Source organism: Microcoleus sp. AT9b-C3, assembly GCF_036705485.1.
Lineage (GTDB): Bacteria > Cyanobacteriota > Cyanobacteriia > Cyanobacteriales > Microcoleaceae > Microcoleus.
The window spans coordinates 99,876-123,581 of record NZ_JAUBUR010000022.1 but is presented as its reverse complement, the minus strand read 5'-3'; the positions used below and the strand labels follow the sequence as shown (position 1 = coordinate 123,581).

Annotated in this window: 18 protein-coding genes; 7 read left to right on the top strand and 11 right to left on the bottom strand. The window is 46.6% G+C overall.

The genetic code is table 11. The annotated features are described in order from the left end of the window. Positions 1-650: 650 nt before the first annotated feature. From QUB77_RS19910 to QUB77_RS19900, 3 genes are all read left to right on the top strand, one after another. Positions 651-3,878 (top strand): efflux RND transporter permease subunit, encoded by a 3,228-nt coding sequence (locus tag QUB77_RS19910; RefSeq protein ID WP_333176781.1) that lies wholly within the window; start codon positions 651-653, stop codon positions 3,876-3,878. A 287-nt stretch (positions 3,879-4,165) separates the two neighbouring features. After that, on the top strand, positions 4,166-5,296 hold the full coding sequence (locus QUB77_RS19905; RefSeq protein ID WP_333176778.1) for a hypothetical protein: 1,131 nt from the start codon (positions 4,166-4,168) through the stop codon (positions 5,294-5,296). 345 nt (positions 5,297-5,641) lie between these two features. Beyond that, the gene (locus QUB77_RS19900; protein ID WP_333176775.1) at positions 5,642-6,823 is read left to right on the top strand and encodes an RtcB family protein; all 1,182 of its coding nucleotides are present in this window, start codon (positions 5,642-5,644) and stop codon (positions 6,821-6,823) included. Between the two features lie 120 nt (positions 6,824-6,943). Here the strand turns inward: QUB77_RS19900 and QUB77_RS19895 are convergent, their stop codons facing one another. Both QUB77_RS19895 and QUB77_RS19890 read right to left on the bottom strand, forming a co-directional pair. After that, complete coding sequence (locus QUB77_RS19895) at positions 6,944-7,309, bottom strand: DUF4278 domain-containing protein (RefSeq protein ID WP_333176773.1); 366 nt, start codon at positions 7,307-7,309, stop codon at positions 6,944-6,946. Positions 7,310-7,551: 242 nt separating this feature from the next. Beyond that, the gene (locus QUB77_RS19890) at positions 7,552-7,896 is read right to left on the bottom strand and encodes a BON domain-containing protein (RefSeq protein WP_333176771.1); all 345 of its coding nucleotides are present in this window, start codon (positions 7,894-7,896) and stop codon (positions 7,552-7,554) included. A 185-nt stretch (positions 7,897-8,081) separates the two neighbouring features. Between QUB77_RS19890 and QUB77_RS31825 the strand changes: the two genes are divergently transcribed. Continuing rightward, entirely contained in the window at positions 8,082-8,249 is a 168-nt protein-coding gene (locus tag QUB77_RS31825) for a hypothetical protein (protein ID WP_445251764.1), read from the top strand. A 327-nt stretch (positions 8,250-8,576) separates the two neighbouring features. Here the strand turns inward: QUB77_RS31825 and QUB77_RS31820 are convergent, their stop codons facing one another. Continuing rightward, a complete protein-coding gene (locus QUB77_RS31820; RefSeq protein ID WP_445251765.1) occupies positions 8,577-8,684 on the bottom strand; it encodes a hypothetical protein in 108 nt (35 codons plus the stop codon). Positions 8,685-8,844: 160 nt separating this feature from the next. Here QUB77_RS31820 and QUB77_RS19885 point away from each other — a divergent pair, with 160 nt between their 5' ends. Further along, positions 8,845-10,071: a transposase gene (locus QUB77_RS19885; protein ID WP_333176769.1), complete on the top strand. Its 1,227-nt coding sequence runs from the start codon at positions 8,845-8,847 to the stop codon at positions 10,069-10,071. On the opposite strand, the gene QUB77_RS19880 is transcribed toward QUB77_RS19885, so the two are convergent. The 8 genes from QUB77_RS19880 to purC form a co-directional block, all read right to left on the bottom strand. After that, a complete protein-coding gene (locus tag QUB77_RS19880) occupies positions 10,059-11,333 on the bottom strand; it encodes a DNA cytosine methyltransferase (protein WP_333176768.1) in 1,275 nt (424 codons plus the stop codon). The genes QUB77_RS19885 and QUB77_RS19880 overlap by 13 nt on opposite strands. 136 nt (positions 11,334-11,469) lie before the next feature. Next, a complete protein-coding gene (lpxB, locus tag QUB77_RS19875) occupies positions 11,470-12,642 on the bottom strand; it encodes a lipid-A-disaccharide synthase (RefSeq protein WP_333176766.1) in 1,173 nt (390 codons plus the stop codon). Positions 12,643-12,651: 9 nt separating this feature from the next. Continuing rightward, positions 12,652-13,254: a Uma2 family endonuclease gene (locus tag QUB77_RS19870; protein ID WP_333176763.1), complete on the bottom strand. Its 603-nt coding sequence runs from the start codon at positions 13,252-13,254 to the stop codon at positions 12,652-12,654. Positions 13,255-13,295: 41 nt separating this feature from the next. Further along, on the bottom strand, positions 13,296-14,090 hold the full coding sequence (gene lpxA, locus QUB77_RS19865) for an acyl-ACP--UDP-N-acetylglucosamine O-acyltransferase (RefSeq protein WP_333176343.1): 795 nt from the start codon (positions 14,088-14,090) through the stop codon (positions 13,296-13,298). A 202-nt stretch (positions 14,091-14,292) separates the two neighbouring features. Continuing rightward, positions 14,293-14,814, bottom strand: a complete 522-nt coding sequence (gene fabZ, locus QUB77_RS19860; RefSeq protein ID WP_333041219.1) for a 3-hydroxyacyl-ACP dehydratase FabZ — start codon at positions 14,812-14,814, stop codon at positions 14,293-14,295. Between the two features lie 68 nt (positions 14,815-14,882). Continuing rightward, complete coding sequence (lpxC, locus tag QUB77_RS19855; RefSeq protein ID WP_333176759.1) at positions 14,883-15,740, bottom strand: UDP-3-O-acyl-N-acetylglucosamine deacetylase; 858 nt, start codon at positions 15,738-15,740, stop codon at positions 14,883-14,885. Positions 15,741-15,839: 99 nt separating this feature from the next. After that, positions 15,840-18,221: a BamA/TamA family outer membrane protein gene (locus tag QUB77_RS19850; protein ID WP_333176756.1), complete on the bottom strand. Its 2,382-nt coding sequence runs from the start codon at positions 18,219-18,221 to the stop codon at positions 15,840-15,842. A gap of 175 nt (positions 18,222-18,396) precedes the next feature. After that, positions 18,397-19,125 (bottom strand): phosphoribosylaminoimidazolesuccinocarboxamide synthase, encoded by a 729-nt coding sequence (gene purC, locus QUB77_RS19845; protein WP_333176753.1) that lies wholly within the window; start codon positions 19,123-19,125, stop codon positions 18,397-18,399. A 397-nt stretch (positions 19,126-19,522) separates the two neighbouring features. Between purC and QUB77_RS19840 the strand changes: the two genes are divergently transcribed. After that, positions 19,523-19,954, top strand: a complete 432-nt coding sequence (locus QUB77_RS19840) for a response regulator (RefSeq protein WP_333076249.1) — start codon at positions 19,523-19,525, stop codon at positions 19,952-19,954. Between the two features lie 124 nt (positions 19,955-20,078). Beyond that, a complete protein-coding gene (locus tag QUB77_RS19835; protein WP_333176750.1) occupies positions 20,079-23,495 on the top strand; it encodes a response regulator in 3,417 nt (1,138 codons plus the stop codon). Positions 23,496-23,706 lie beyond the last annotated feature (211 nt).

The following is a 23,706-nucleotide window of genomic DNA, read 5'->3' as shown; positions in this document are numbered from 1 at the left end:
TTGCACCCTTACTACTTTTTTGGTCGGAAAACCCATACACTGTTTACTTTTCTCACTGATTCAGCAAGCCCTACTTAGTATGCCCAGCCATTAGTTGAAGTAGTGAAAACTCAAGCTATGTATGAATCGAAGGAAAAAATGGCTCCAAATTAACTAAAGTAAGACCGGAAACCCTTGCTGTGTAAAAATTTAGGTCATTAATTTTAGATAAATGATCACACTAAGTAGGGAAGACCCGGCATATTTAGCCTTTCATACCGTAAATCAGCTACGCCGAATAAGAATGGAGGGGCGGACTTTACAAACAATCTGTGGGTAAGACCAACAATATAGTAAACCCACCCCCACGATAGCGGTAAATCGCCATTGCTTTCGATCTATAAAAAAGCCGATCGCAATTTCTGTCAATCTGCGTTTTGGGCGATCGACTACCTCTAAAGGAATATTATAAAAAACATTTTTGACAATTTATTAAAATTTATTATACTACTTGTCAGGTGCGGAGCGTAAATATTCTCTCACTCCCTATACAAAATCAAGCCTGACTGAAAACAATTTGGTCACTAGCCATGCGATTCATTCCTTTGCAGGCTGACTGACGGTGTGAACTTTACCCATTCTAAAATCTAAAATCTAAAATCTAAAATCAAATGACAGCCGACAAACCCGGATTCAGCATTAGCGCGACCGCGATTCGCCGCCACATCGGCACCCTCATGCTGACACTTGCGATTATGATCGTGGGCTTTTTTTACATCACCCAACTGCCCGTTGACTTGCTACCCTCCATCACCTATCCCCGCATTGGCGTGCGCTTAGACGCCCCCGGAGTCTCCCCAGAAGTAGCAATAGACGAAGTTACCCGCCCCCTCGAACAAGGACTGTCCGCCACTGAAGGCGTCATGCAAGTTTTCTCCCGCACCCGGGAAGGACAAGTCAGCGTCGATTTATTCTTCAAACCGGGGGGCAACATCGACCAGGCCCTCAACGACGCCACCGCCGCTGTCAACCGCATCCGCAACCGACTTCCCGATACAGTTGAATCGCCCACTCTCTTCAAAGTTGACCCTTCCCAACAGCCGATTTACGAATTTGCCCTCACTTCCAACTCCTTGCAAGGAGTTGACTTGCGCGTATTTGCCGACGAAGAATTATCCAGAGAACTAAACGTAATTCCAGGAATAGCAGCAGTTGACGTTGCCGGCGGCGTGCAAGAAGAAATTCAAGTAAATATTGACTTAAATCGCTTGCAATCTTTAGGCGTCAGTATTTCCGACGTTTTATCCGCCCTCGAATCCCGCAACCTCGACACTTCCGGCGGGCGACTGCGGCAAGAAGCAGCGGAACCTTTAACCCGTACCGTCGGACGATTTAAAAACGCCAAAGAAATTCAGGCAATTTCTTTTCAAGCATCGGGTTCCAATCCGCCAAAACGAGTGTTTTTGCGAGATTTTGCCCAGGTAATTGACGGTACAGAAGAAGAGCGAGTTAAAGTATTTCTAAATCAGAAAGCAGCCGTAAAAATTAGCATTCAAAAGCAGCCTGACGCCAATACAATCTCAGTTGTAGACGGTATCAAAAAGCGGCTAGAAGAATTAAAAGCATCCGGGATCATTCCCGAAGGTACGACTATCGTCAATACCTTCGACGAATCTAAGTTCATCCGCGATTCTATTAGCAACGTCCTATTTTCTGGTTTAACGGGGGCTGTTTTAGCAGGGGCAGCAGTTTTGCTGTTCCTCGCTTCCCTGCGCCAAACTTTGATTATTGTCCTGGCAATTCCCCTCGCAACTTTAATGGCGATTATTCTGATGGGAGTTTTTGGCCTATCTCTGAACGTTTTCAGTTTGGGCGGTTTGGCGCTGGGCGTGGGAATTGTGGTCGATAACTCGATCGTGATGCTGGAGAATATTGTCGAAGGAACCAGCAATAAAAACAGTGCAAACGGCAAGCAGCGCTTAAGTAACAAGCAGTTGATGCAGCAAGCCGAAAAAAGCAGCCAAGAATTAGAATCAGCTTTATTTGCTTCCACCCTCACTAACTTAGTTGCCGTACTACCATTTTTGCTAATAGGTGGCTTAGTTTCCTTACTTTTCAACGAATTAATTCTCACCATCACCTTCTCCGTCGCCGCCTCTCTGATTGTCGGATTGACAGTTGTACCGATGATGGCTTCTCGACTGCTAGCGATGCGGGTATCCAGCGGTTTGAGCAACTTTTGGCCGCTACGCGCATTCGATCGATCTTTTACCAATGCTACCGCCGGCTACGGTAAATTTTTATCTGGCATAGTGCGGTGGCGGTTGATTATCCTTGCAGTAGCGATTATTGGATTGGGCGGCGGCAGTTGGCTGATGGCTGGTCAAATTCCCCAGGAAATATTGCCCAGAATTAATACCGGTCAAGCGAGATTGTTTGCTTTGTTTCCGGCCGGCACAAATTTGGCCACCAACCAAAGAATCATGGCCGAAGCTGATAAAATTCTCCTCAGCCAACCAGAAACTCAATACACTTTGACGACGGTGGGCGGGCTGTTATTCGGCAACAATACGGTGGAGAATGTGCTGCGCGGTGGCTCCAACATTACGCTAAAACCTGGCACTAATACATTGGATTTTGTGCAGCGAGTTACGCAACAATTAAATCAAAAAATTGACTTGCCTAAAAATACTCGTTTGCGTCTGAATCCAGAAAATGTGCGGGGTTTGATCTTAACTAATTCGCCAGTGCGCGGCGCGGAAATTGATGTCCTGCTTCAGGGCGAAAACGAACAAATATTGCAGCAAGCCGGCCGCCAGATATTGGCCACTTTGGATGAGAAGGTAAATTTAGCTACTTTTCGCCCGGATGCAGACCCGCAGCAGCCGGAAGTGCAGATTCGCCCCAATTGGGAACAAGCGGAAATCTACGGGTTGAATGCGAGGCAAATTGGAGAGGCAATTCAGACAGCAATTCAAGGTTCTGTTCCCACGCAATTGCAGCGGGGAAACCGTTTGGTTGATGTGCGGGTACAATTCGATCGCGCTGCGGTTCAATCGATTTCTGCACTAAAATTTATCCCTTTAACTGCTAGGGATAACAGCATTATCCGCTTGAGCGATGTGGCAAATATTGAACTGGGAAAAGCGCCTGGGGAAATTCAAAGGCTTAACCAGCGCCAAGTTTTCATGATTGCTGGAAATGTTAATAAGGGCGCGAGTTTGGGCGAGGCTTTAAAACAAGTGGATACAGTTTTGTCGGAAATCAAATTGCCGCCGGGAGTGCGAGTGATACCTAGTTCGGCGGCGGAAACTAACCGGGAATTGCAAAGTTCGCTGATTGTTTTGGGATCTTTGGCCGCGTTTTTGGTATTTGTGGTGATGGCGGTGCAGTACAATTCGCTTGTCGATCCGCTGGTGATTATGCTGACGGTGCCGCTGGCTTTGGCTGGCGGGATTTTCGGGCTGTATGCGACTAAAACTGCGATCGGCGCAACGGTTATTGTGGGGGCGATTTTGCTGGTGGGAATTGTGGTAAATAATGCGATTATTATGGTGGAGTTGGCGAACCAAATTCTGGAAGATGAAAAGGTTGATCGCACCACAGCAATTCTCAGGGCGGCACCTCAGCGCTTGCGCCCGATTTTGATGACAACTATTACCACAGTTTTGGGTTTATTTCCCCTAGCTTTGGGCATTGGAGACGGTTCGGAATTCCTGCAACCGCTGGGTGTGGTGGTGTTTTCCGGTTTGTCGCTGGCGACGCTGCTGACGCTGTTTATTATTCCCTGTTTCTATATTTTGCTGCACGATTTCTTTGGGATGTTTGCAGGGAATAAGAAACCGCAGACGGTGGCTATTCCTGTGCAGAAGGCGGGGAGAAAGACTCCGAATTTGTGAAACATAGCGTCAGAAAATACCATAGAACCCGATTCTTACACATACTGTAGGGGCGGGTTCACCCATAGTTTTAAAGAATACCAAAAGACTCAAAAACCCGCCCCCACCCCGCGCGAAATTCCTGAAGATTGATATTGGTGCAAGATTTGAGTGGGTGGGGGCGGGTTTATTTAACCTGTTTGCAGCCCGATCGGCTATTGGTGAACCCGCCCCTACAGGTTAATTGAAAATGGTGCAAAATTTTAGTTAAAATAAAGTCTATCAACGCAGCATATCTAAATATTTTTATGCTAATTTTACCAAAATATGAAAAACAAATTGACTGGTCGTTCTCATACATAAATCAACCCATTAATTCCGAGTGGGCGACGATCGTCAGCGGCGATTGCAAAAAAGTCACTTTAGTCGATCGCAACTTGTCCCCAAAATACGAATACCAGCTTCCCGACGAAATTAGCTGTTTAGCCCTAAGTCCCAAAGGCGATTTGCTGGCCGCAATTATGGCAAATGGCAATCACCTAGCAATTGTGACAGCAGAAAATCAGCTAGTGTACGAACAACAGCTACCTAACCCTCCTGTGAAGTATTCACATTGGCATAACGAGAATGGATTTCAGGATTGCTGGTTTGATGCAGACGGCGTGCGTTTTTGGTGCATGAAATTAATTGAACCCGATCGAGTCGAGATTCAAATTCGTGATATTAATTCATGGCAAATTCAGCGAAAACTTTTGTTTAAAGACCCTATTGGTTTCAGTACCTTTTCGTTTCACCCACACCCAGAAAATCAAATTTTAGTCCTTTATGCTGTTGCCCATGATAACGGACAGCAAATCTACTGGCTTTATGATGATGGTATGACAATTCATGCTGTAGAGGCTCCAGGTCCCTACGACCCATATGTTCCAGTATTTCATCCTGCTGGTGGCGAATTTTTGGTGGTACATGATGGTGGGCGACAAATCAGCCGATTCAGTTTTCCTGACTGCAATCTACTTGGAATATGCGAATGGCCTTGGCCTGATTCGGATGACGGTTTTCACTACTATATGTGCTACCTATCAGACGATCGCATTCTAGTTAATACTGATGAAGGGCTCATGTATCTAATCGATATTAACAAAATGGAAATATCAGATCAACTAATTTTAATCGGTCACGACCCGCGTTCGTCTAAAGAACTTTACCCCAATCTCAAGGATGTTGAAGAAGGGCTTTGCGGCGACCTGAAATATTTCTATCGTTGGGATTCAGATAGCATTCTGTCCGTTCACTCACAAGCCCTGAGTCAACAACCTGACTCTAAACAGAACACATTAGTTATCTTCGGGGGAAAAGAGCTGTTTGGTTCCCTGGCGACGGTACAACAATCCGCACCCTACAGTAAATTATTCATTCAATCTTTAGGCATTTCTTAAGGATTTCCAATACAAAACGCTTCTTGTGCCGTGTTAGCTTTTGACTCGCTTTCCCGCAGTCCGACAGGGGTTAAAACCCCTGCCTCATAGCGAAAGTCGGTTTTTAACCGACTGTAGATGTTGACGGGAAGTGCGATCCATTTTAGTCCTCTTTCAGAGGACTTTAGCTATGAGACAGGGAATTCATTCCCTGTCGGACTGTCGGATTTACCAACAATATCGTTACTGCATTTGATGTTAAGCTGACGCGCCCTAATAAAATCAGCCAGTAAGGTGAATTTGACATCATAAATTTTGTGCTACAATATGTACTACAAACAATAAGCAAAATAAATCTCAATAAAAATGCCCTACGAAAAATTAGACATATCAGCCCCAAAACCAGTATTATCTTGGGCAAATCACGCCCTGGGCGAAAAAGAAACCAAGATGACCGCAAACGTAGCATCTTTGCCCTTTGTATTCAAACACGTCGCACTAATGCCGGACGTACATTTAGGAAAAGGTGCTTTAGTCGGTTCAGTAATTGCCACAAAAGAAGCAATTATTCCGGCTGCTGTGGGCGTGGATATTGGTTGTGGCGTAATTGCTGTGAAAATGCCTTTCACCGCCAACAAATTAGAAGGCAAACTCAAACAAATTCGCCTCGATATCGAAGCGGCGATTCCTGTGGGATTTTCCGAAAATAAAGAAGTAGAAAAAACTGTCACCAACTGGCAAGGATGGGGCGAGTTTAAGGAACTTCATCAAGGTGTGCAGCACCAAAACAATAAAGCCTTAAAACAAATGGGTTCCCTCGGCGGCGGTAATCATTTTATTGAGGTTTGCGTTGATACTGAAAACTTTGTTTGGCTGATGCTGCATTCCGGTTCTCGCGGCATTGGGAATTTGCTCGCACAGCAGCATATCGAGACTGCTAAAGATTTAGCTAAACTTGCAGAAATTAATCTGGCTGACAAAGATTTGGCTTATTTTGTAGCGGGTACGCGGGAGTTTGCGGCTTACTGGCACGATTTGCAGTGGGCGCAAGATTATGCTCGTTTTAATCGGGATGTAATGATGAATCGGTTTAAGCGAATTGTCGAAAAGCACGTCGCGGGAGGCAAATCTGTTAAGCCGTTATTAGAGGTGAATTGCCACCACAATTACGCTGAAAAAGAGGTGCATTTTGGGGAAGATGTGTATGTTACTCGCAAGGGTGCTGTACGCGCGGATGTAGAGGATTACGGGATTATTCCTGGTTCGATGGGGGCGAAATCTTTCATTGTTAAAGGGAAGGGAAATGCTGAGAGTTACTGTAGTTGCAGTCATGGTGCTGGCCGATTGATGTCTCGCAATCAAGCGAAGAATGTATTCACTCTAGATGATTTTGTACGGCAGACTGAGGGGGTTGAGTGCCGGAAAGATGAGCAATTTTTAGATGAAATTCCGGGGGCTTATAAGCCGATTGATGAGGTGATGAGTCAGCAGTCGGATTTGGTGGAAGTTGTGGCGACTTTGAAGCAGGTGGTTTGTGTCAAGGGGTGACAGAAACTGGTTTATTTGTACTTCACTTACCTGGAAAGTGCTTTATGGGAAGAGGGGGGAAATCAAGCCGCTGTTGATTCCCCCCCTCTTGACAAACGCTTTGTTTTCTGATCCTTTTCTCTAACACACCATCTGTCTCGACTCAATTTCTAGCAAGCGCAGCAGTGTTTCGTCGCCCTTGGCCTTGGCTGCTTCCTTTCTACGATCGAGAATATTGCAAATATTCGCCTGGTGCACCTGCGCCACTTCCACAACTGTTGGGTAATATTCCCCCCTCGCTGAAGCGCTAGCTGCTGCGACATCGCCAGCTTCAGCATCTCGTTTTTTGGTATAGTTTGTGCCGCCGTATTTTTTGGGGTTGGGAATGTGTCTCGGATAGCGATAGTTCCAGTTTTGGCCCCGGTATTTGCCCGCCACTTCGCCTTCGATCATATCGACTGTCGGAATGTCGTACTCGTAGTTTGCGCCGCGATAAGTGAGTTTCATATTTTTTGATCCTTATATGTATGGAGATAAAAAGGGCAGTCAGGTCAGGGTTGGTTTTGTTAGCTAAAACTTTTTTAGTTTCTGTATTCAATTATACTGTTTTTTAAGATGAATCCGTTTTATTTACAAAAATTAATATTTTGAGGGGCAGAGGGCAAGAAAAAACCCGCCGCAGCGGGTTTAATGGAGCTTTTGACTAATTCGAGCAGCACCCGGAGCGAAACTGCTTCGGTTCCGAAGAACTAGCCAACTGTCACCTGATCGGTTTGCACGTTTGTGGCGCCTTCTTCAGCAGAGGCGATCGCCACCAACTTGTCGAGAATTTCCTGAGTGGCAACTTGACCTTTGAGAACAACCGTGCTGCTGAGCTGAGCTACATAAACAGTCTCGATATCAGCCACTTCTGGATCGCTGTCAAAAGCTAAAGCAACGCGCTTCGCTAAGCCGCTTTCGTCAAAATTTCCGTCAGGGCCGACTTTAGCAGGAGCGATGGATTGTGCTTGGGCAGCTTGCTGTACTACTTGTGTCATCGGTTCAGCCTGGGGTGCAGGCTTTTCGAGTCCGAAAAGTCTTTTAAACCAACCCATAGTATTTGAGTCTCCTGAAAATACACTTTTTCCAGGATAGCTCTAGAATTCCAAAAGACTTGTAATTGTTGCAAAACTCAGTGAAATTTCTCAAAATGTTTTCCGGCAGACTTTTACAATCTCAAATCTCCCCTGATATCTAGATGTTGATTTGACTATTTTATGTATAGGACGATCGCTACGCCTTGGATTGCAGACCAGTAGTCGAAATAGTTCGCACTTTTACCTTGAAAAACCTGCACAGCGCGCCGGAATACATTCCCGGTTTGTTTAACTACTGGGGACATCTCGTGCGGGTCATCGAACTGTGTTTACTGATGCAGGGACTTTGCCCTGCGCTTAATTGGGAGTAGTCATACATAAGTAATGATGCGATTTGATGTAAGCCGCTTTGTGGAGATGAAAGGCCAAAATCACTACTTGTTTCCCAACTACCAATTCCCCATTCCCCATTCCCCATTCACCATTACTACTCACAAATTTCCAATTCCCAATTACTACTCACCAATTCCCAATTAGAGATAATTAAATCTAATTCTTAACTTTTTAGCTAAACATACGGGAATCCCCACACGCTTGTCGCTTCGATTAGTGTGGGATGAAAGGCGCGTTTCGCTGTGGATGACGAGACAAACAAACTCTTTATTCGACGGCTCTATTTTGTCCTTCAATATACTTTTTTAAGTATTCCACTGTGATGCCACCACAGGAAGCAATAAAATATCCATTTTTTCCATAAAATTATTAAAGATATCCTTAAGTCTTGCTAGCAGTGAATCAGTCAGCACTTTCCGTCGATACTTGGTGGTAAACACTGGCACTTGAGGTTAGAAACCTCTCTGGCTTTATGGATAAAATGTTCACTCAGGTACTTGACACTAAATAAGGTGTTCTGGTACAGTAACACTAATTGCTGAGTAGCGACTGCAATTTAATATTTGCCACTCAATGAGAACTTCTTATCAGTATCGATTACGTCCAACAAAGTTACAAGCCATGGAGATAGACAGATGGCTGTCAATGTTGTGTGCACAATACAACTATTTGTTAGCAGATCGATTTAATTGGTACGAGCAAAACCGTTATTCCATCAATGCGTGTCCGCTAGTTTGCTACTTGCCTGAACTGCGAGACAATCCAGACTACTACAGTCAGAAAAAGACGTTACCTAAACTCAAAAAAACTCATCCTTGGTATGCCGGAATTTATTCTCAAGTCCTCCAAGATGCAGTTAAGCGAGTCAAGGTAACTTTCGATCGTTTCTTAAAAGGTGATAGCGGAAAGCGTAGTGGTAGACCTAGATTTAAACCACGCAGTCGTTACCGCACGTTCACTTATCCTCAAGTTAAAGACGGTTGCTTACAAGATAGCTTAATCAACTTGCCGATGCTGGGAAAAGTTAAAGTTATTTTACACCGTTCCATACCTGATGGATTTAAAATCAAAACCGTCTCTATTACCAAAAAAGCTGATGGCTACTATGTGACTCTCAGCTTGGAAGATTCAACAGTCCCTGAGATCAAACCAGATTTCAATCCTCAAAAGATTGTGGGAATTGATGTTGGGCTGAAGGATTTTTTGACAACATCAGAAAACGAGACTGTTGCAATTCCTCAACATTACCGCAAAGCTCAAAAACGCCTGCGAACTATTCAGAAGCGAGTCTCGCGTCGCAAAAAAGGCAGTAACCGCAGGCAAAAATCAGTTAATCAGCTAGGAAAGTGTCATAAAAAAGTAGCGGACAAGCGTAAAGACTTTCATTTCAAAACCGCTAACAATCTCTGGAAAAAATATGATGTTGTTGCAGTTGAAGACTTGAATGTCAAAGGACTTGCTCGTACAAGACTAGCTAAATCTGTGCTGGATGCTGGGTGGTCAAGTTTTCTGTCGATTCTAACAAATAAAGCCGTAAATGCTGGTTTGTTGGTAATTCCAGTAAGCGCTCATAACACTTCACAAGATTGTTCTAGTTGCGGTGAAAAAGTACCAAAAAAGCTGCATGAAAGATGGCATGACTGCCCGAATTGTGGATGTAGTCTTGACCGCGATCATAATGCGGCTATCGTGATTAAAAATAGGGCGGTGGGTCATCCCGTTCTTAAAGCTCAGTCAATGTCCGAAGCAATAGCTGGAGTCGCTGAGAAGCCTGCACCATACTGTACTCAGTTGGTGTAGGAGTATGTCACATAATATTGTTCTGCTTCCGACCAATTCAGTTGCAGCAACCAATCATCTCCCCATGTCAGCTTGAGACTCGGCTTAATTGCTTCCACGCCCAAAGCGGTAATAATCTGCGCTGCTACAGCTTTCGCCAGTAGCGGCGGTACAGAATTTCCGACTTGGCGAAAACCGTGCCATTTTGTAACGTGAAATCTAAACCAGTCAGGATAGGAATGCAGTCGCGCAGCTTCCCTGACTGTAATGCACCGAGGGGCGATCGGGTGAATCGGCCTCGGCGAAGTATAAGCCCCCCTCGCCCTGTCGGTTCCAGCCCTGAGAGTGTTGCAAACTCCGTCGGGGTGAAGCTTGTAAAAACGGCTGATCGGCTCTTTTTCCCCGTGTTTAGCCGCCTGAAACCTTTCCCTACATTCCAGAGAGTGTTGAGTTCGCAAACTACAAGAGAGGATTTGTCGATCGTACTCGCGATCGTAGGAATAATCATCATCCAAACCATCAATTCCGCGCATTATACTCGCATAAGTGCTGCACTTTCCGTACTCGGCCATCACCCAATCTCGGTGCAGCAACTCGCTGTACTTTTCCACATCCGGCAAATCTCCAATCGCATCCCAAACTGTCGGGACAGCAGGTAAGTTAACTTTTTTATAGCGTTTAGGAATTTTAATTTTCGGCAGTATCGTAGTTTGCTGAGGGTATTTTGGTAGCTCATAACCTGCTTTGCACCCAATCAGAAACAAGCGTTTGCGAGCTTGAGGCACTCCGTAGTTAACGGCGTTGAGAACTTGATAGTTTTCTTCTACTTTATAGCCTGCTTCCATAAAAGAGCTGATTAAAATATTCAGGAGTTCTTTGTGTTCTCCTGACGCAATTCCCGGCACATTTTCCATTACAAAAAACTTGGGTTTTAGCTCCACAACTAAGCGCTTAAAGTGAAAAATTAGAGAATTTCGCGGGTCATCCACATCGCGCTTGCCCATCATGGAGAATCCTTGACAGGGCGAACCGCTGATTACTACGTCTATCTCGCGCCGCCCGATCGCCGATTTTTTCCGAATTTCTGAACCCGTAAGCTGTGTGACATCTTTGCACAGAATAGAACACAGCGGGAAATTAAACTCGTGTGTGGCGCAGTGAATAGGGTCAATTTCGACTGATGCAAGTACATCAAAACCTGCTTGTTCAAAGCCCAGAGTCATGCCACCCGCACCTGCAAATAAATCAACAGCGATCGGTCGCTTTTTCCGATTGCTTGGCATAACATTTCAATAACAAAGTTGCTTTAATAGAAATTAAAAAAATTAACCGGGTTTTTGGTAATACATCTTGGGTTTGTCAAGGAGCCATCCACAAAGAAACCGGGTTTATACATAACCTTTCAATACCACAATTGCTTTAAGAAGCTGTATTTAATGTGACATTTTTCATTATTTCCGCAGCGGCCCGATCGCACACGCCCACATCTCCGAGACTTTCGCGCATTTCCCGATAACCTGCCAAAGTTTGCTGGCGTCGATCGGCATTTTGCAGCAATTCCAGTGCGTGATTCACTATATTTTCCGCAGTCGCCTCGTCTTGCAGCAACTCCGGGACGATCGGCTTCATTTGCACCAAATTGGGCGGAGACATAAAAGGAATCGAAAATTTCAGCACGTGGCGAGCAATAATCGCCGTAATCGGACTGACGCGATAGAGGACAACTTGCGGAACGTCGAGCAAAGCTAGCTCCAGATTAACAGTACCAGATTTAGCGATCGCCAGATCGGCAGCGGCTAATATTTCCAGAGTTTGATTTTCTAACAAAGTAGCCCGCAAACCGTAATTCTCGATCGCCTGTTCGATTTTGCTGCGAAAAGCTTTGTTAGCAAGCGGAATCCAAAAATGAACTTCCGGCAATTTAGCTTGAATAATTTGAGCTGCCTCAAATATAACCGGCATCAGGTACTTGAGTTCTTGGTGTCTGGAAGCGGGAATTAGGGCGATCGACACGTGTTCGGGCAAAATTCCCAAAGTTTTGCGGGCAACTTCCCGGCTGGGCGCAGATTGCATTCTATCCACCAAAGGATGACCAACCCAACTCACTTGGGCTCCTTTTTTTTGATAATAACAAGCTTCTTCGGGGAAAATTGCCAAAAGTTGGTCGCAAATATTGACAATCAGATCAGTATTGCGAGAAGAAATCGACCAAACCCATTCTTGAGGTGCGATGTACCAAACCACCGGCAAATCAGGCAAACAGCGGCGGATATAGCTGCCAATACCGAGATTTGGAGTCAAATAATCAATCAATACAACAGCATCGGGGCGGAATTTTTTGAGATATTGTTTAGCTTTTTCCTGAACTTGTATCGTTGGCCAAATATAGGGTACAGATTCTATAAGGCCCATAGAACCAATGCCCACAGTATCGCCTAAAATAGTAGCCCCAGCTTCTGCCATACGAGGCCCGCCCAATCCTGTTATTTCTAACTCTAAACCAGCGGCGACAGCGTGACGTTTCAAGGCTGCAACTAACAACGCTCCTTGCAAATCGCCAGAAACCTCACCAGTGCTGATAAAAATTTTCATATTCTGACTTTATACAGGTGAGATGTTTGCTAATAACTCGGTAACAGCATCATATTGATCTGGCATATTAGCACAGCGTAGCAGTAATTCTAAGTCCAGATCGGGAAGGAATGTACTCCGGCAACTCTCCTGATAATTTTCACCTGTTAAGTAATAGAGAAATAACTGACTATTTTGCCAAAACCAGACTTCCCGAACCCCCAATCTTTTGTAGAATTCTAGAGTATTTATCCCGCCACTGGTAATTACCACTTCAATAGCAATATCTGGGACTATTTTTTGGGTTCCTATATCATAGGAATCATCTGGCTCTTTTCTAGCGCCTAATTCTCTGTTACCCAAAGTCGGCCCGCCCTTGCCGTAAAATCGAATCCCATTTGCTCTCATATATGCCTCTAGCAGCATACAGAGAGTTTTCTTGATTATTTCGTGTTCGGGCGAGACAGTCATAATTTGCAGTAGTCGATCGAGATAGAAAAATTTCACACCTCTGACATCTTTAAAAGCTGCTTCTATCGCTTCAAATTGCTGCCAACTAACATCTGAGAACCTGATGCAGCCATCTTGTTCTGTTTCAGGGGATGTAGATTTGACTGAAGTATATATATTCATAGGACAACAGTCGCTTAGTTCATAGATTTATTCTACCTCATTTACTTTTTGCCAGGAATCAAACCGCGCCGCCCTTTGGTTATAGACTGCTGCACAAATCTCTGCAGGTGCTGCAAGTGGGGGTTTTCCGGCAACAAATCCAACTGTTCCAAAGCTTGATTTAGAGTGTAGCCAGAATGGTATAGAATACGAAAAGTTTTCTTCAAAACTAGCAAATCTTCTTCTGTCAAACCAGCGCGTTGGAGACCGACTTTGTTGATTGCTCGCACTCTCGAAGGATTGCCCTCGACTAGCATATAAGGAGGTACGTCTCGATCGATCCTGCTCAAGCCGCCCACCATAGACAAGCGGCCGATGTGGACAAACTGGTGAACGCCCAAAACACCGCTCAATCGGGCTTGAGACTCAATTTTAACGTGTCCGGCTAAGGCTACAGCATTGGCGATAATTACTCGATCGGCGATCGCGCAATTGTGTCCCACATGAACATAAGCCATCAATAGATTATGATTGCCAATGGTCGTGCTTTCCCCCGCTCCAGTAGCGCGGTTAATTGTCACGTATTCCCGAATTTGATTGCTGTCGCCAATTTTCACCCTAGTCGGAGAACCCTCGTATTTCAAATCTTGAGGTTCCAAACCAATCGCCGCACCTGGGAAAATTTGATTGCGAGCGCCTATTTCTGTTAGCCCGTCGATAATTGCATGGGCGCCAATCTTAGTATCCGGCCCGATTTTCACTCTTTCCCCAATTACAGCATAAGCTCCCACTTCTACAGTCGGGTGAAGTTCAGCACCGGGATGAATCACAGCAGTTGGGTGAATCAAAGTAAGCATTTGTCAGTTGTTTTGCTGGTAAGTGGGAATGAAGAAGGAAGAAGGAAGAGGGAAGAAGGAAGAAGGAAAAAGGAAGAGGGAAGAAGGAAACTTTTTAATTTTAAGATTGCTTGGTTCCTCGCAACGCTTTGCGGTTTCAAGTTAAATTCAAAACTCAAAAATCACAACTCACAATTACCCGCAAACTTACCAATTCCCACATTTAATCTACCATCGAAAACGTCAATTCTCCTTCACAAACTTTTTGTCCGTCTACTTCAGCCAGAGCCTGCATTTTTGCGAAGCGGCGGCGTTTTACCCACAGCAATTCTACAGTCATCAGCAACTGATCGCCCGGTACAACCTGACGACGGAACTTGACTTGATCGATTCCGGTAAACATCCACAATCCTTGCTTGATGTCTGGCAACTGAGCGAGAACAATACCGCCAACTTGAGCCATAGCTTCAACAATTAATACCCCAGGCATAATTGGCCGTCCGGGAAAATGCCCTTGAAAATGTGGTTCATTGAAAGTCACATTTTTAATTCCTACAGCCTTCTCGGACGGCACGTAATCAACAATCTTGTCAACCAGTGCAAAAGGATAGCGATGAGGCAATAATTTCTGAACTTCTTCGAGAGTAAAAGTAGATTTAACCGCTGGAGAATCTTCACCGTTTTTGGTGGGGACGGATTCAGAATTAGCAGTATTGAGGGTGTTAACTTCAGTCAGCGTGGACATTGCTTGAAGACTTTTGAGTGTGGTATGGCAGAAGGAATATGCAATCTTAACAGATCGCGTGTTTTTTCCTAACTTTTATCTAGCGTAGCTAGAGCTTGCGATTGCAGGGCTTGGGCGAGTTGGACGTGCAGGTTGTGACTGGCTTTGTAAGCCAAGTAGTGAGCTTTTGGCCAAGTTCCGAGCAGACTGAGGTCGCCTGCTAAGTCTAGGATTTTATGGCGCACTGGTTCGTTGGCAAATCTCAAAGGCGGGTTGAGCCAGCCGGATCGATCGCAAACTAGGGCGTTCTCTAGGGTACCACCTTTGATCAAACCTGCTTGTCGCAATTGGTCAACTTGGCGAGCAAGTCCAAAAGTGCGGGCTGGGGCGATCGCCGTCGCAAAACTTTCTGCCTCTGGCGACCAACTGTACCATTGATTGCCGATCGCCTGTTCCTCAAAATCAATTCCGTAACTAAATCGAGTTTCCGCTGAAGGTAAAGCCGCGGCAAAAGCATCTCCGTGGCGCACCCAAATTGGCTGTTCTACGACGAATGAGGAAGTGGGGTCTTGCTTCGATTCTTGAGGAACTAACCCGGTATGGGCGATCGCCTCTACCCAAACCTGAGCCGAACCGTCCAGCAGGGGCAATTCCGCCCCATCAACCTCAATTCGAGCATTATCCGCTCCCATCCCCGCCAAAGCGGCTAATAGATGCTCTACAGTGCGAATTTGAGCATCGATACCTGCGAGTTCAGTTGAAAGTGCAGTCTGGCAAACCGCCTCAATTTTTGCAGGAATTATCGGAGCACCAGGCAAGTCAATTCTGACAAAATAGCGGCCTTCCCCAACCGACGCAGGCAAAACTCGGGCGCGAGTTTGTGTACCGCTGTGCAAACCGATTCCCGACAGTTCAAATTCAGATTTTAAGGTACGTTGAATAGTCATTAGTTAGTAGTCATTAGTTAGTAGTCAGTAGTTAGTAGTTAACAGTCAACTGCCAACTGTCAACTGTCAACTGTCAACTGTCAACTGCCAACTGCCAACTTAGAATCGCTCACCAATTCCAAAGTGAATTTGATTGTCGCCAGTGTCGTTGATACCGTAATCGATCCGGATCGGCCCTAAAGGAGATTGAATCCGCACGCCAAGGCCGTAACCGTAACCGCTACCGGGCTTTTCGCGGATACCTGCAGGGTCGCCCGGGACATCTTTGCCCGTGCCCAAGTCAGTGCCAGCATCCAAAAATAGCGCTCCGCCGATAAACGAAATAATCGGGAAACGGTACTCAACGCTGGCTTCTAGGAAGCTGCGACCTGCTCCCATGTCGCCTTCGTCGTATCCGCGCACCGAGTTGGCGCCGCCCAAGGCAAAGGCTTCGTAGGGAGGCAAATCTCCGAATACGGTGCCGCCTCTAAAGCTGAATGCCAGGGTTTGAGGGCCGGGGGTAAAGTTAGTGTACTTGACTGGTAGGTACAAGCTGTAGCTGGCCCGCAGGCGGTTTAACAGGATGCTGCCGGAACCTACAGGAATCGATTGTTCCATCCCAAACCTGAGCAGAGAACCGCTAGTGGGGCGGAGGGGGTCGTTGCGCCGATCGCGCACAACACCTGCTTGCAAAGTTGTCAAGTCATCCGAACCCGAATCGCTAAAACTCAACTGGTTGCCGAGTTCGTCCTCGGATTCGCGCCTGCCTTTGCGATCGGTAATTGAGACTCGTTGGTACTGCAAGCCGAGTGAAGCAGTCCACTCAGGATCGGCAAAAGGATTGCGCGACAGAGGACGGGTGAAATTGATGCCGGCCCCGGTGCGATTGATGCGGGGTCGATCGTCGTTGGGCAATCTGACTTCCCGTTCGCCACCGTCAAAAATCACGCTAATCGATCGTCTTCTAAACGCATTAATCGTATAAGAAGTCCGGTAAGGATCGCCCGCAATCCAGGGATCTGTAAAACTCACGTCAAACAGATTTTGGCGTTCCCCGATTTGTATTTCAGCCCCCAATTTCTGGTTCCTACCTCTCAAGTTTTGCTGCTGGTAACTCACCGTACCGAACAAACCCGTCGCGGAACTCAAACCCGCACCGGCCGCCAGAGAACCGGTATTTTTCTCAATGACGTTGACAATTACCCTTGCCTTGCGGGGGTCAGTCGTTCCCGGTTCCAAGGCAAGCCGCACGTCTTCAAAAATTCCCAAACCAAACACTCGTCTCAAATCCCTTTCCGCCTTGGTGCGGTTAAAGATGTCTCCGGGCTTGAGTTCTACTTCGCGGGTGATGACAAACCGGCGGGTGTTGCCTCCGATCGGCTGACCCGTGGCATCTGTTGCCTCTCCCTCCTTGTTCAGGAAGCGGACATCAACGGATTCGATCTGGCCTTCTGCCACTACCAGGGTGACAGTGCCGTCGTCTGCTACTTGCGGGGCATCAGTGATTTGGCCCAAAACATAGCCGTTCTCTTGATACCACGCATTAATTTTTTTCACTCCCTCTTCAAAGCGGCGGAGGTTGAGAATTTTGCCGTATTGATCGCGGAAGCTTTCGTCAATTACGCTTTGGGGCAGCACTTGCTGACCGGTGATTGTCACTCCCCGCAGCACCGGATTTGGCTGGACAATAAAAGTCACCCGGACGCCCAACGGGGTGTCTTCGGGTACTGCCCGCACGTTTCTGAAAAAGCCCGTGGCAAAAATGGCGTTGATGTCTTGTTGCAGTTGGCTGCGGTTGGTTGTGCGTCCCGGTTGGGTGCTGATGACTCGGTAAATTTCGCTTTCCAAGTCTCCCGTCGCCCCGGTGACTGTAACTTCTGCAACTAGCACTTGCGGTTCTGCCGCCCCGGCGGGTGCGGGGGTTTGTCTCGGCTGCGGTGCTGGGGCAGGGGGCAAGGTGGGAACGGTGTTAGTCGGCGGTCTGGTCGGGGTCGGTCTGGGGGGAACTTGGGCGTTTTGAGCGATCGTCCCTGATTCCTCTGGTTTCCCTAGCTCTGCTGCGATCCAGGCGGGCGTTACAGCCGCTTCCGATGGGGGGAGCGAGCTGTCCTGTTGCGCGTCTGGCAGGGCGTTTTGGCTGCTAGAGGCGGGGGAGGGGTTGGATGCTAGCTCGGGTTTGAGTTCAAGGATCAGAGGTGAAACCGGCGAAGGCGGTTCTGTGACTCGATCTGGGGGTTGGTCGTTGGGTTCTCCTCTGGTAGGGGCATCCGCTATTTTTAGGGCTTCCGCTTTGCCGGTTTTAGCGGCTTTGCGGTTTTGAGGAGGGTTTGGGGTTAATTCTGCAATGGGGCGATCGGGTAATTCGATCGACGGGGCGGGTACAACGGCAGCCAAAGCTTCCTCTGCTGATTCAGAGTAGGATGTTTGGCCCGAAGCAGAATTTGATAACCCGAATGTTGCTGAGGCAGTAAAAACTGCCACCAATACAGCAGATAAACGCATTTTTGTTCACTTTTTTGGAATCCACACACCACATTAGTCATTAGTCATTAGTCATTAGTTATTAAGTCGGTTGAATTTCGCGCTGATCGCTAATTGATGACTGTTGACCGCTGATTGTTGACATCGAAAGCAGAAGGGTAACAAACTGTGCAATTCTAGCGCATTACCAAGGCCTCTAGACTTTCTGAGCGAGAACCCGTTGGAGAACTTGCTGGTAAGCAGTTTCTACCGATCCTAAGTCGCGGCGGAATCGGTCTTTGTCCATAACACGGGCGTCGGGGTCGGCTTCTGCGTTGTCCCACAGGCGGCAGGTGTCGGGACTGATTTCGTCGGCGAGGATCAGATTTTGATGTTGGTCGATACCGAATTCTAGTTTGAAGTCTACCAGGGTGATGCCACACTGGCTGAAAAATTCTTTGAGTATTTCGTTAATTTCGCGGGCGGCGATTTCTAGTTGGTCTACTTGTTCGGGGGTGGCTAGCTGCATTAGCAGCAGCCTGTCGCGGGTCAGCAGCGGGTCTCCCAAATCGTCGTTTTTGTAATAAAACTCCACCAGCGGCGGATTTACAATTGTGCCGAGGGCGAGTCCGGTTTGCTTGCAAAGACTGCCGGCGGCAATGTTTCTGACTACGACTTCCAAGGGCAAGATTTGGACGCGACAGACTCGCATTTGGTTGGGGGCCGGCGTGTCGATGAAGTGGGTGGGAATGCCTTTGGCTTCTAGCATCCGAAACAGGTGCGCGGATACGCCGCAGTTGATCTCGCCTTTGCCGACGATGCTGCCGCGTTTCTGGGCGTTAAAGGCTGTGGCGTCGTCTTTGAAGTGGGTCAGCAAAATTTCGTTGTCTTCGGTGGAATAGAGGATTTTGGCTTTGCCTTCGTAGAGTTTGCGATCGGCTGACATGGCGATTAATAATGTAGATGAGTTTTAGATTTTACCGTAGCTCGATCGGGCGTTATTGGCGAGTTTTTGGATCTCCGATGCCCCGCTCATTCTCTGACAAGCGAATTTCTTGAGGGTACCCGCCACGTGATTTATCCGTGGAATCAATCCAAAATCGAAAATCGACAATCCTCAAGCCCCCGCATTTATCCGTGGGCTCAATCCAAAATCTAAAATCTAAAATCTAAAATCGAATGAGGGGCGAGTACACCTGTAGGTAGATCCCGCGAGCGGCCCCGGCATAAATGATTCTGGACAAAGGACAATAGAGATTAAACCTGCTGGGTTCGCGATCGGTGCTGACTAAACCTCGCAAACGAGAGGGGTGCTTAAAAAACATCTATAAAATGGCTGATTTATGCAAGACAAAAAAATTCATATTCTCTTGGTAGAAGATGATGAGGTTGATGTGATGAACGTCCGGCGAGCTTTTAAAAAAAATAACATCGTCAACCCCCTCTACATTGCTGCCAATGGATTAGAAGCTCTAGCTATATTGCGTGGAGAAGGAAAAATTGATCCTCCCATGCCTCAAGCGCGCCGGTTGATTTTGCTGGACTTGAATATGCCGAGAATGAGCGGGATCGAGTTTTTGCAAGAATTGCGACTGGATGAATGTTTGAGGTCGATTCCGGTAATCGTCCTCACGACTTCTAATGAAGATAGAGATAAAGTAAAAGCTTATAATTTGAATGTAGCTGGCTATATTCTTAAACCTGTTACTTTTTCTAACTTTGTGGAAGTGATGGCTACCCTAAACAGATACTGGATGCTAAGCGAAATTCCCTAAAACTGGGGAAATTTAATAAAAAATTTATTTTTTAATGTGGCTTGGTGATTTTTCAGCAATGCAGTTGTTTTAATTCATTTTTCCAGACTGCTGCTTTTTCGGAGTAATCCACAATTCGTTGGTTATGGACAAAATTCTCACAATTCTGATAGTTGATGACGATGCAGTCGATCGAATGGCGATCAAACGCTCGCTCAAGTCCGCTGGTGTTTCGGCAGAAGTTACTGAGGCAGAAGACTGCGCGGATGCGCTGGCTAAACTCTCGGTCAGCAAAAATTATACTCAGGCTACAGCTAAACCCTCCCAACAAAATAAATTTCAACCTTTAAGCGAGGTTGAGGAAAGAGGAAATGGGCTGCTATTAAATCAAATATTTGAGTGCAAATTTGACTGCGTATTGCTCGACTACGGGTTGCCCGACGGAGACGGACTCAGTTTGGTAAAAAATCTACGAGAAGCTGGGCTGAAAGTTCCCTTAATTGTGCTAACAGGTCAAGGCGACGAACAAATTGCTGTGGAATTAATGAAGGCTGGAGCTTCTGATTATATTGCTAAAAACAAGCTTTCTCCCGATAGTCTGTCTCGCAGTTTGTACAATGCTATGCGCGTTTACCGCGCCGAATCTCAGGCGTTTCATACCAGTCAAAAACTCAAGGAAAGTGAGGAGCGATACAGGTTAGTTTTAGAGGGAGTGAACGACGGAATTTGGGATTGGGATTTAAGTAAAAATGAGGTTTATTGGAACGATCGCCTTTTGGAAATTATCGGTTTGTCGCGAAAGCAATTTGGCAGGACGATGGACGCTCTATACAACCGCCTGCACCCCGATGACAAGGAGGGAATCGTCGCGGCGATCGCAGCTCACTTGGAACAAGAAATAGACTATAATGTAGAATTCCGCCTGCTACACTCGAACGGTCTTTACCGCTACTGCACTTCTCAGGGAAAAGCTCAGCGCAATTCCCAAGGAAAACCGCTGCGAATGGCCGGTATGATTAGCGATATTACTGAGCGCAAACAAGCGGAAGATGCTCTGGAAAGGGAACGGCAGCAACTGAGACAAATTATTACTTGCGTGCCTGTAGCAATGGCGATGTTTGATACACAAATGCGCTATATGGCTAACTCTAAAAAATGGGTTAGTCAATTTAATTTGGACTTGCCGTCCCTGAATAATCTCAGCCATTACGAATTGTTTCCAGATACGCCGAATCGCTGGAAAGTAATGTACCAACAAGCGCTCACAGGTCAGGTAGTTTCTGTGAGCGAAGATGCCTGGGAACGAGCCGACGGATCGGTTCTGTACCTGCGGTGGGCTGCTCACCCTTGGTACGATCCAGACGAGAAAGTCGGGGGAATCGTGATGGTTGCCGACAAGATTAATGAGTTGGTGGAAGCGCGGGAAACTGCCTTAGAAGCGAGCCGGGTGAAGTCGCAATTCTTGGCGAACATGAGTCACGAAATTCGCACTCCGATGAATGGAGTTTTGGCAATGGCTCAATTGCTGCTGCGCGCTCCTCTGGAACAGAAACAGCGGGACTGCGCTCAGACTATTTACCGCAGTGCGGAACATTTGCTGAATGTTATTAATGATATCCTCGATTTCTCTAAGATTGAAGCTGGAGAAATGCGGCTGGACAAGGCTAATTTTGATTTGGATAGTTGCGTTGAGTCGGTAATAGAAATTATAGCACATTTAGCGGAAGAAAAAGGTATTGAATTAAATATTTTAGTTGACAGCTCAGTTCCGAGAAAGTTGGTGGGCGACGCGGGCAGATTGAAGCAAGTTTTGCTGAATTTGACGGGGAATGCCATAAAATTTACCGATCGCGGTCAAGTTCTAGTTCACGTAACTGTCAAACAGGGCAACCGACTGGCAGACGGTAGACAACAAGCAAGATTGCTGTTTTCCGTGCGGGATACTGGCATTGGAATTTCGGCCCAAGGGCAAACAAAGCTATTCCAATCTTTTTCTCAGGTAGACGATTCTCCTACTAGGCCTTACGGCGGGACGGGTTTGGGTTTGGCTATTTGTAAGCAGTTAGTGGAGATGATGGGAGGGGACATTGGAGTTCGCAGTTTGCTAGGCAGTGGTGCTACTTTTTGGTTTACTGTACCTTTGGAAAAACAGTTGCAAGTTGAGCCTCATGAGCCCGAAGTTGCGGGCAAGAAGCTGTTAGTAGTGTCTGGAAGCGCTTTGAGGAGGGCAGCAGTGCGATCGCTCGTTCAAAGTTGGGGTGCCCGCTGCGACGAGGCAGAAACTGCTGTTGAGGCTTTGAGTTGGTTGAAAAAGGGCGAGGGCGGGATTTCTCAACATTCGGGGGAGGGGGAAAAAAGCTGGGATGTGGTGCTTGTGGACTTGCAAATGCCGGAGTTGGATGCGGAGGAATTTGCTAGGAAAGTGCGATCGACCTCTATAGTGGGCTCGTTAATCGCCATGACTGCTTTGCGGGAACAGCCGAAGGCTGAATCGCTTTGCAGTCGGGGTTTTAACGGATATTTGATGGAGCCGGTGCGGCCAAGCCGCCTGCTTGAGGCAATGCTTGCGCAGGTGAAGGGAACAGGAGATTTTGGGAGAGTGGAGGCTGCTAATACTTGCAAGTTGCCACCAGTTAATTCTCAATATGTTACTCCCAATTCGCCGTCATCGCTGAGAATTTTGGTGGCGGAAGACCACCCGATCAATCAACAAGTTCTTGTCGAACAGTTGGCAGTTTTAGGCTATCAGGCTGACTGCGTGGTCAACGGTCAAGAAGCGCTGGAGTTGCTGGCAAAAAAAAGCTATGATTTAGTGCTGATGGACTGCCAAATGCCGGTACTTGATGGTTACAAAGCGGCGCAAAAGTTGAGGCAAATCGAAGGAAGCGATCGGCATACTTTTGTGATGGCTTTAACTGCTCATGCTATGCCGGGGGAACGAGAAAAGTGTCTGGCGGCGGGGATGGACGATTATCTCAGCAAACCTGTAGATTTAGATGCTTTGGCGGCGGCCCTGAAAAAGTATGAAGCCCTAAATGTTCAGGGTGAAAATAAGTATGGAGTTAAAAGTATTAATTCGGAAAATAAATCTCAATTAGCAACAAATTATACGGAAGTTGTGGAAAAAGCGCAGGTTGTGGCTGGGCCGACACCAAGGGCGATCGCACTTCAAACTTGGGAACATAGAGACTACGACGGACTGTTCGACAAGAGCAGATTGGAGCAACTTGGACGAGTTAATATTAAATTGCCAGAGCGACTTTTGCAAGCTTTTGTGGCAGACGCCCAAGCTGATATGGCTGCTGCCAAACTAGCTCTAGAAGCTAAAGACTGGCAAGCTGTGGAATATCAAGCCCACCGTCTCAAAGGAACTTCGGCTAATGTGGGAGTTGCTCTGATGTCGGATTTGGCCGCACAATTGGAGCATCAAGCGCGAGGCTTTCAATCTAAACCATCAGAGGTGCAATTGTTAAATATTCAGAGGGTGGAGAATATATTAGTGAGTTTGTCTAGTCATTTAGCCCGGGTTCAAGAATTTGTGGAAACTCGAATGTTTGGTTAATATCTTACTCGCTCGTAGTCGATATTAGTCGGCGATTAAAATCGCCCTTACAAAAACGAAGTCCCTCTCTAAAAGACTAATAAATAAAGCGGTAAGCTGTTGGGCATTTAAATTGTCTGTCAAAAAAAATTAAAGTCTTGTGGGGTAGGCGTCTCGCCCGCCCTGAATATATAATTTAAATGTGCGACAGCTTACGGTACGGAGTGTGCAT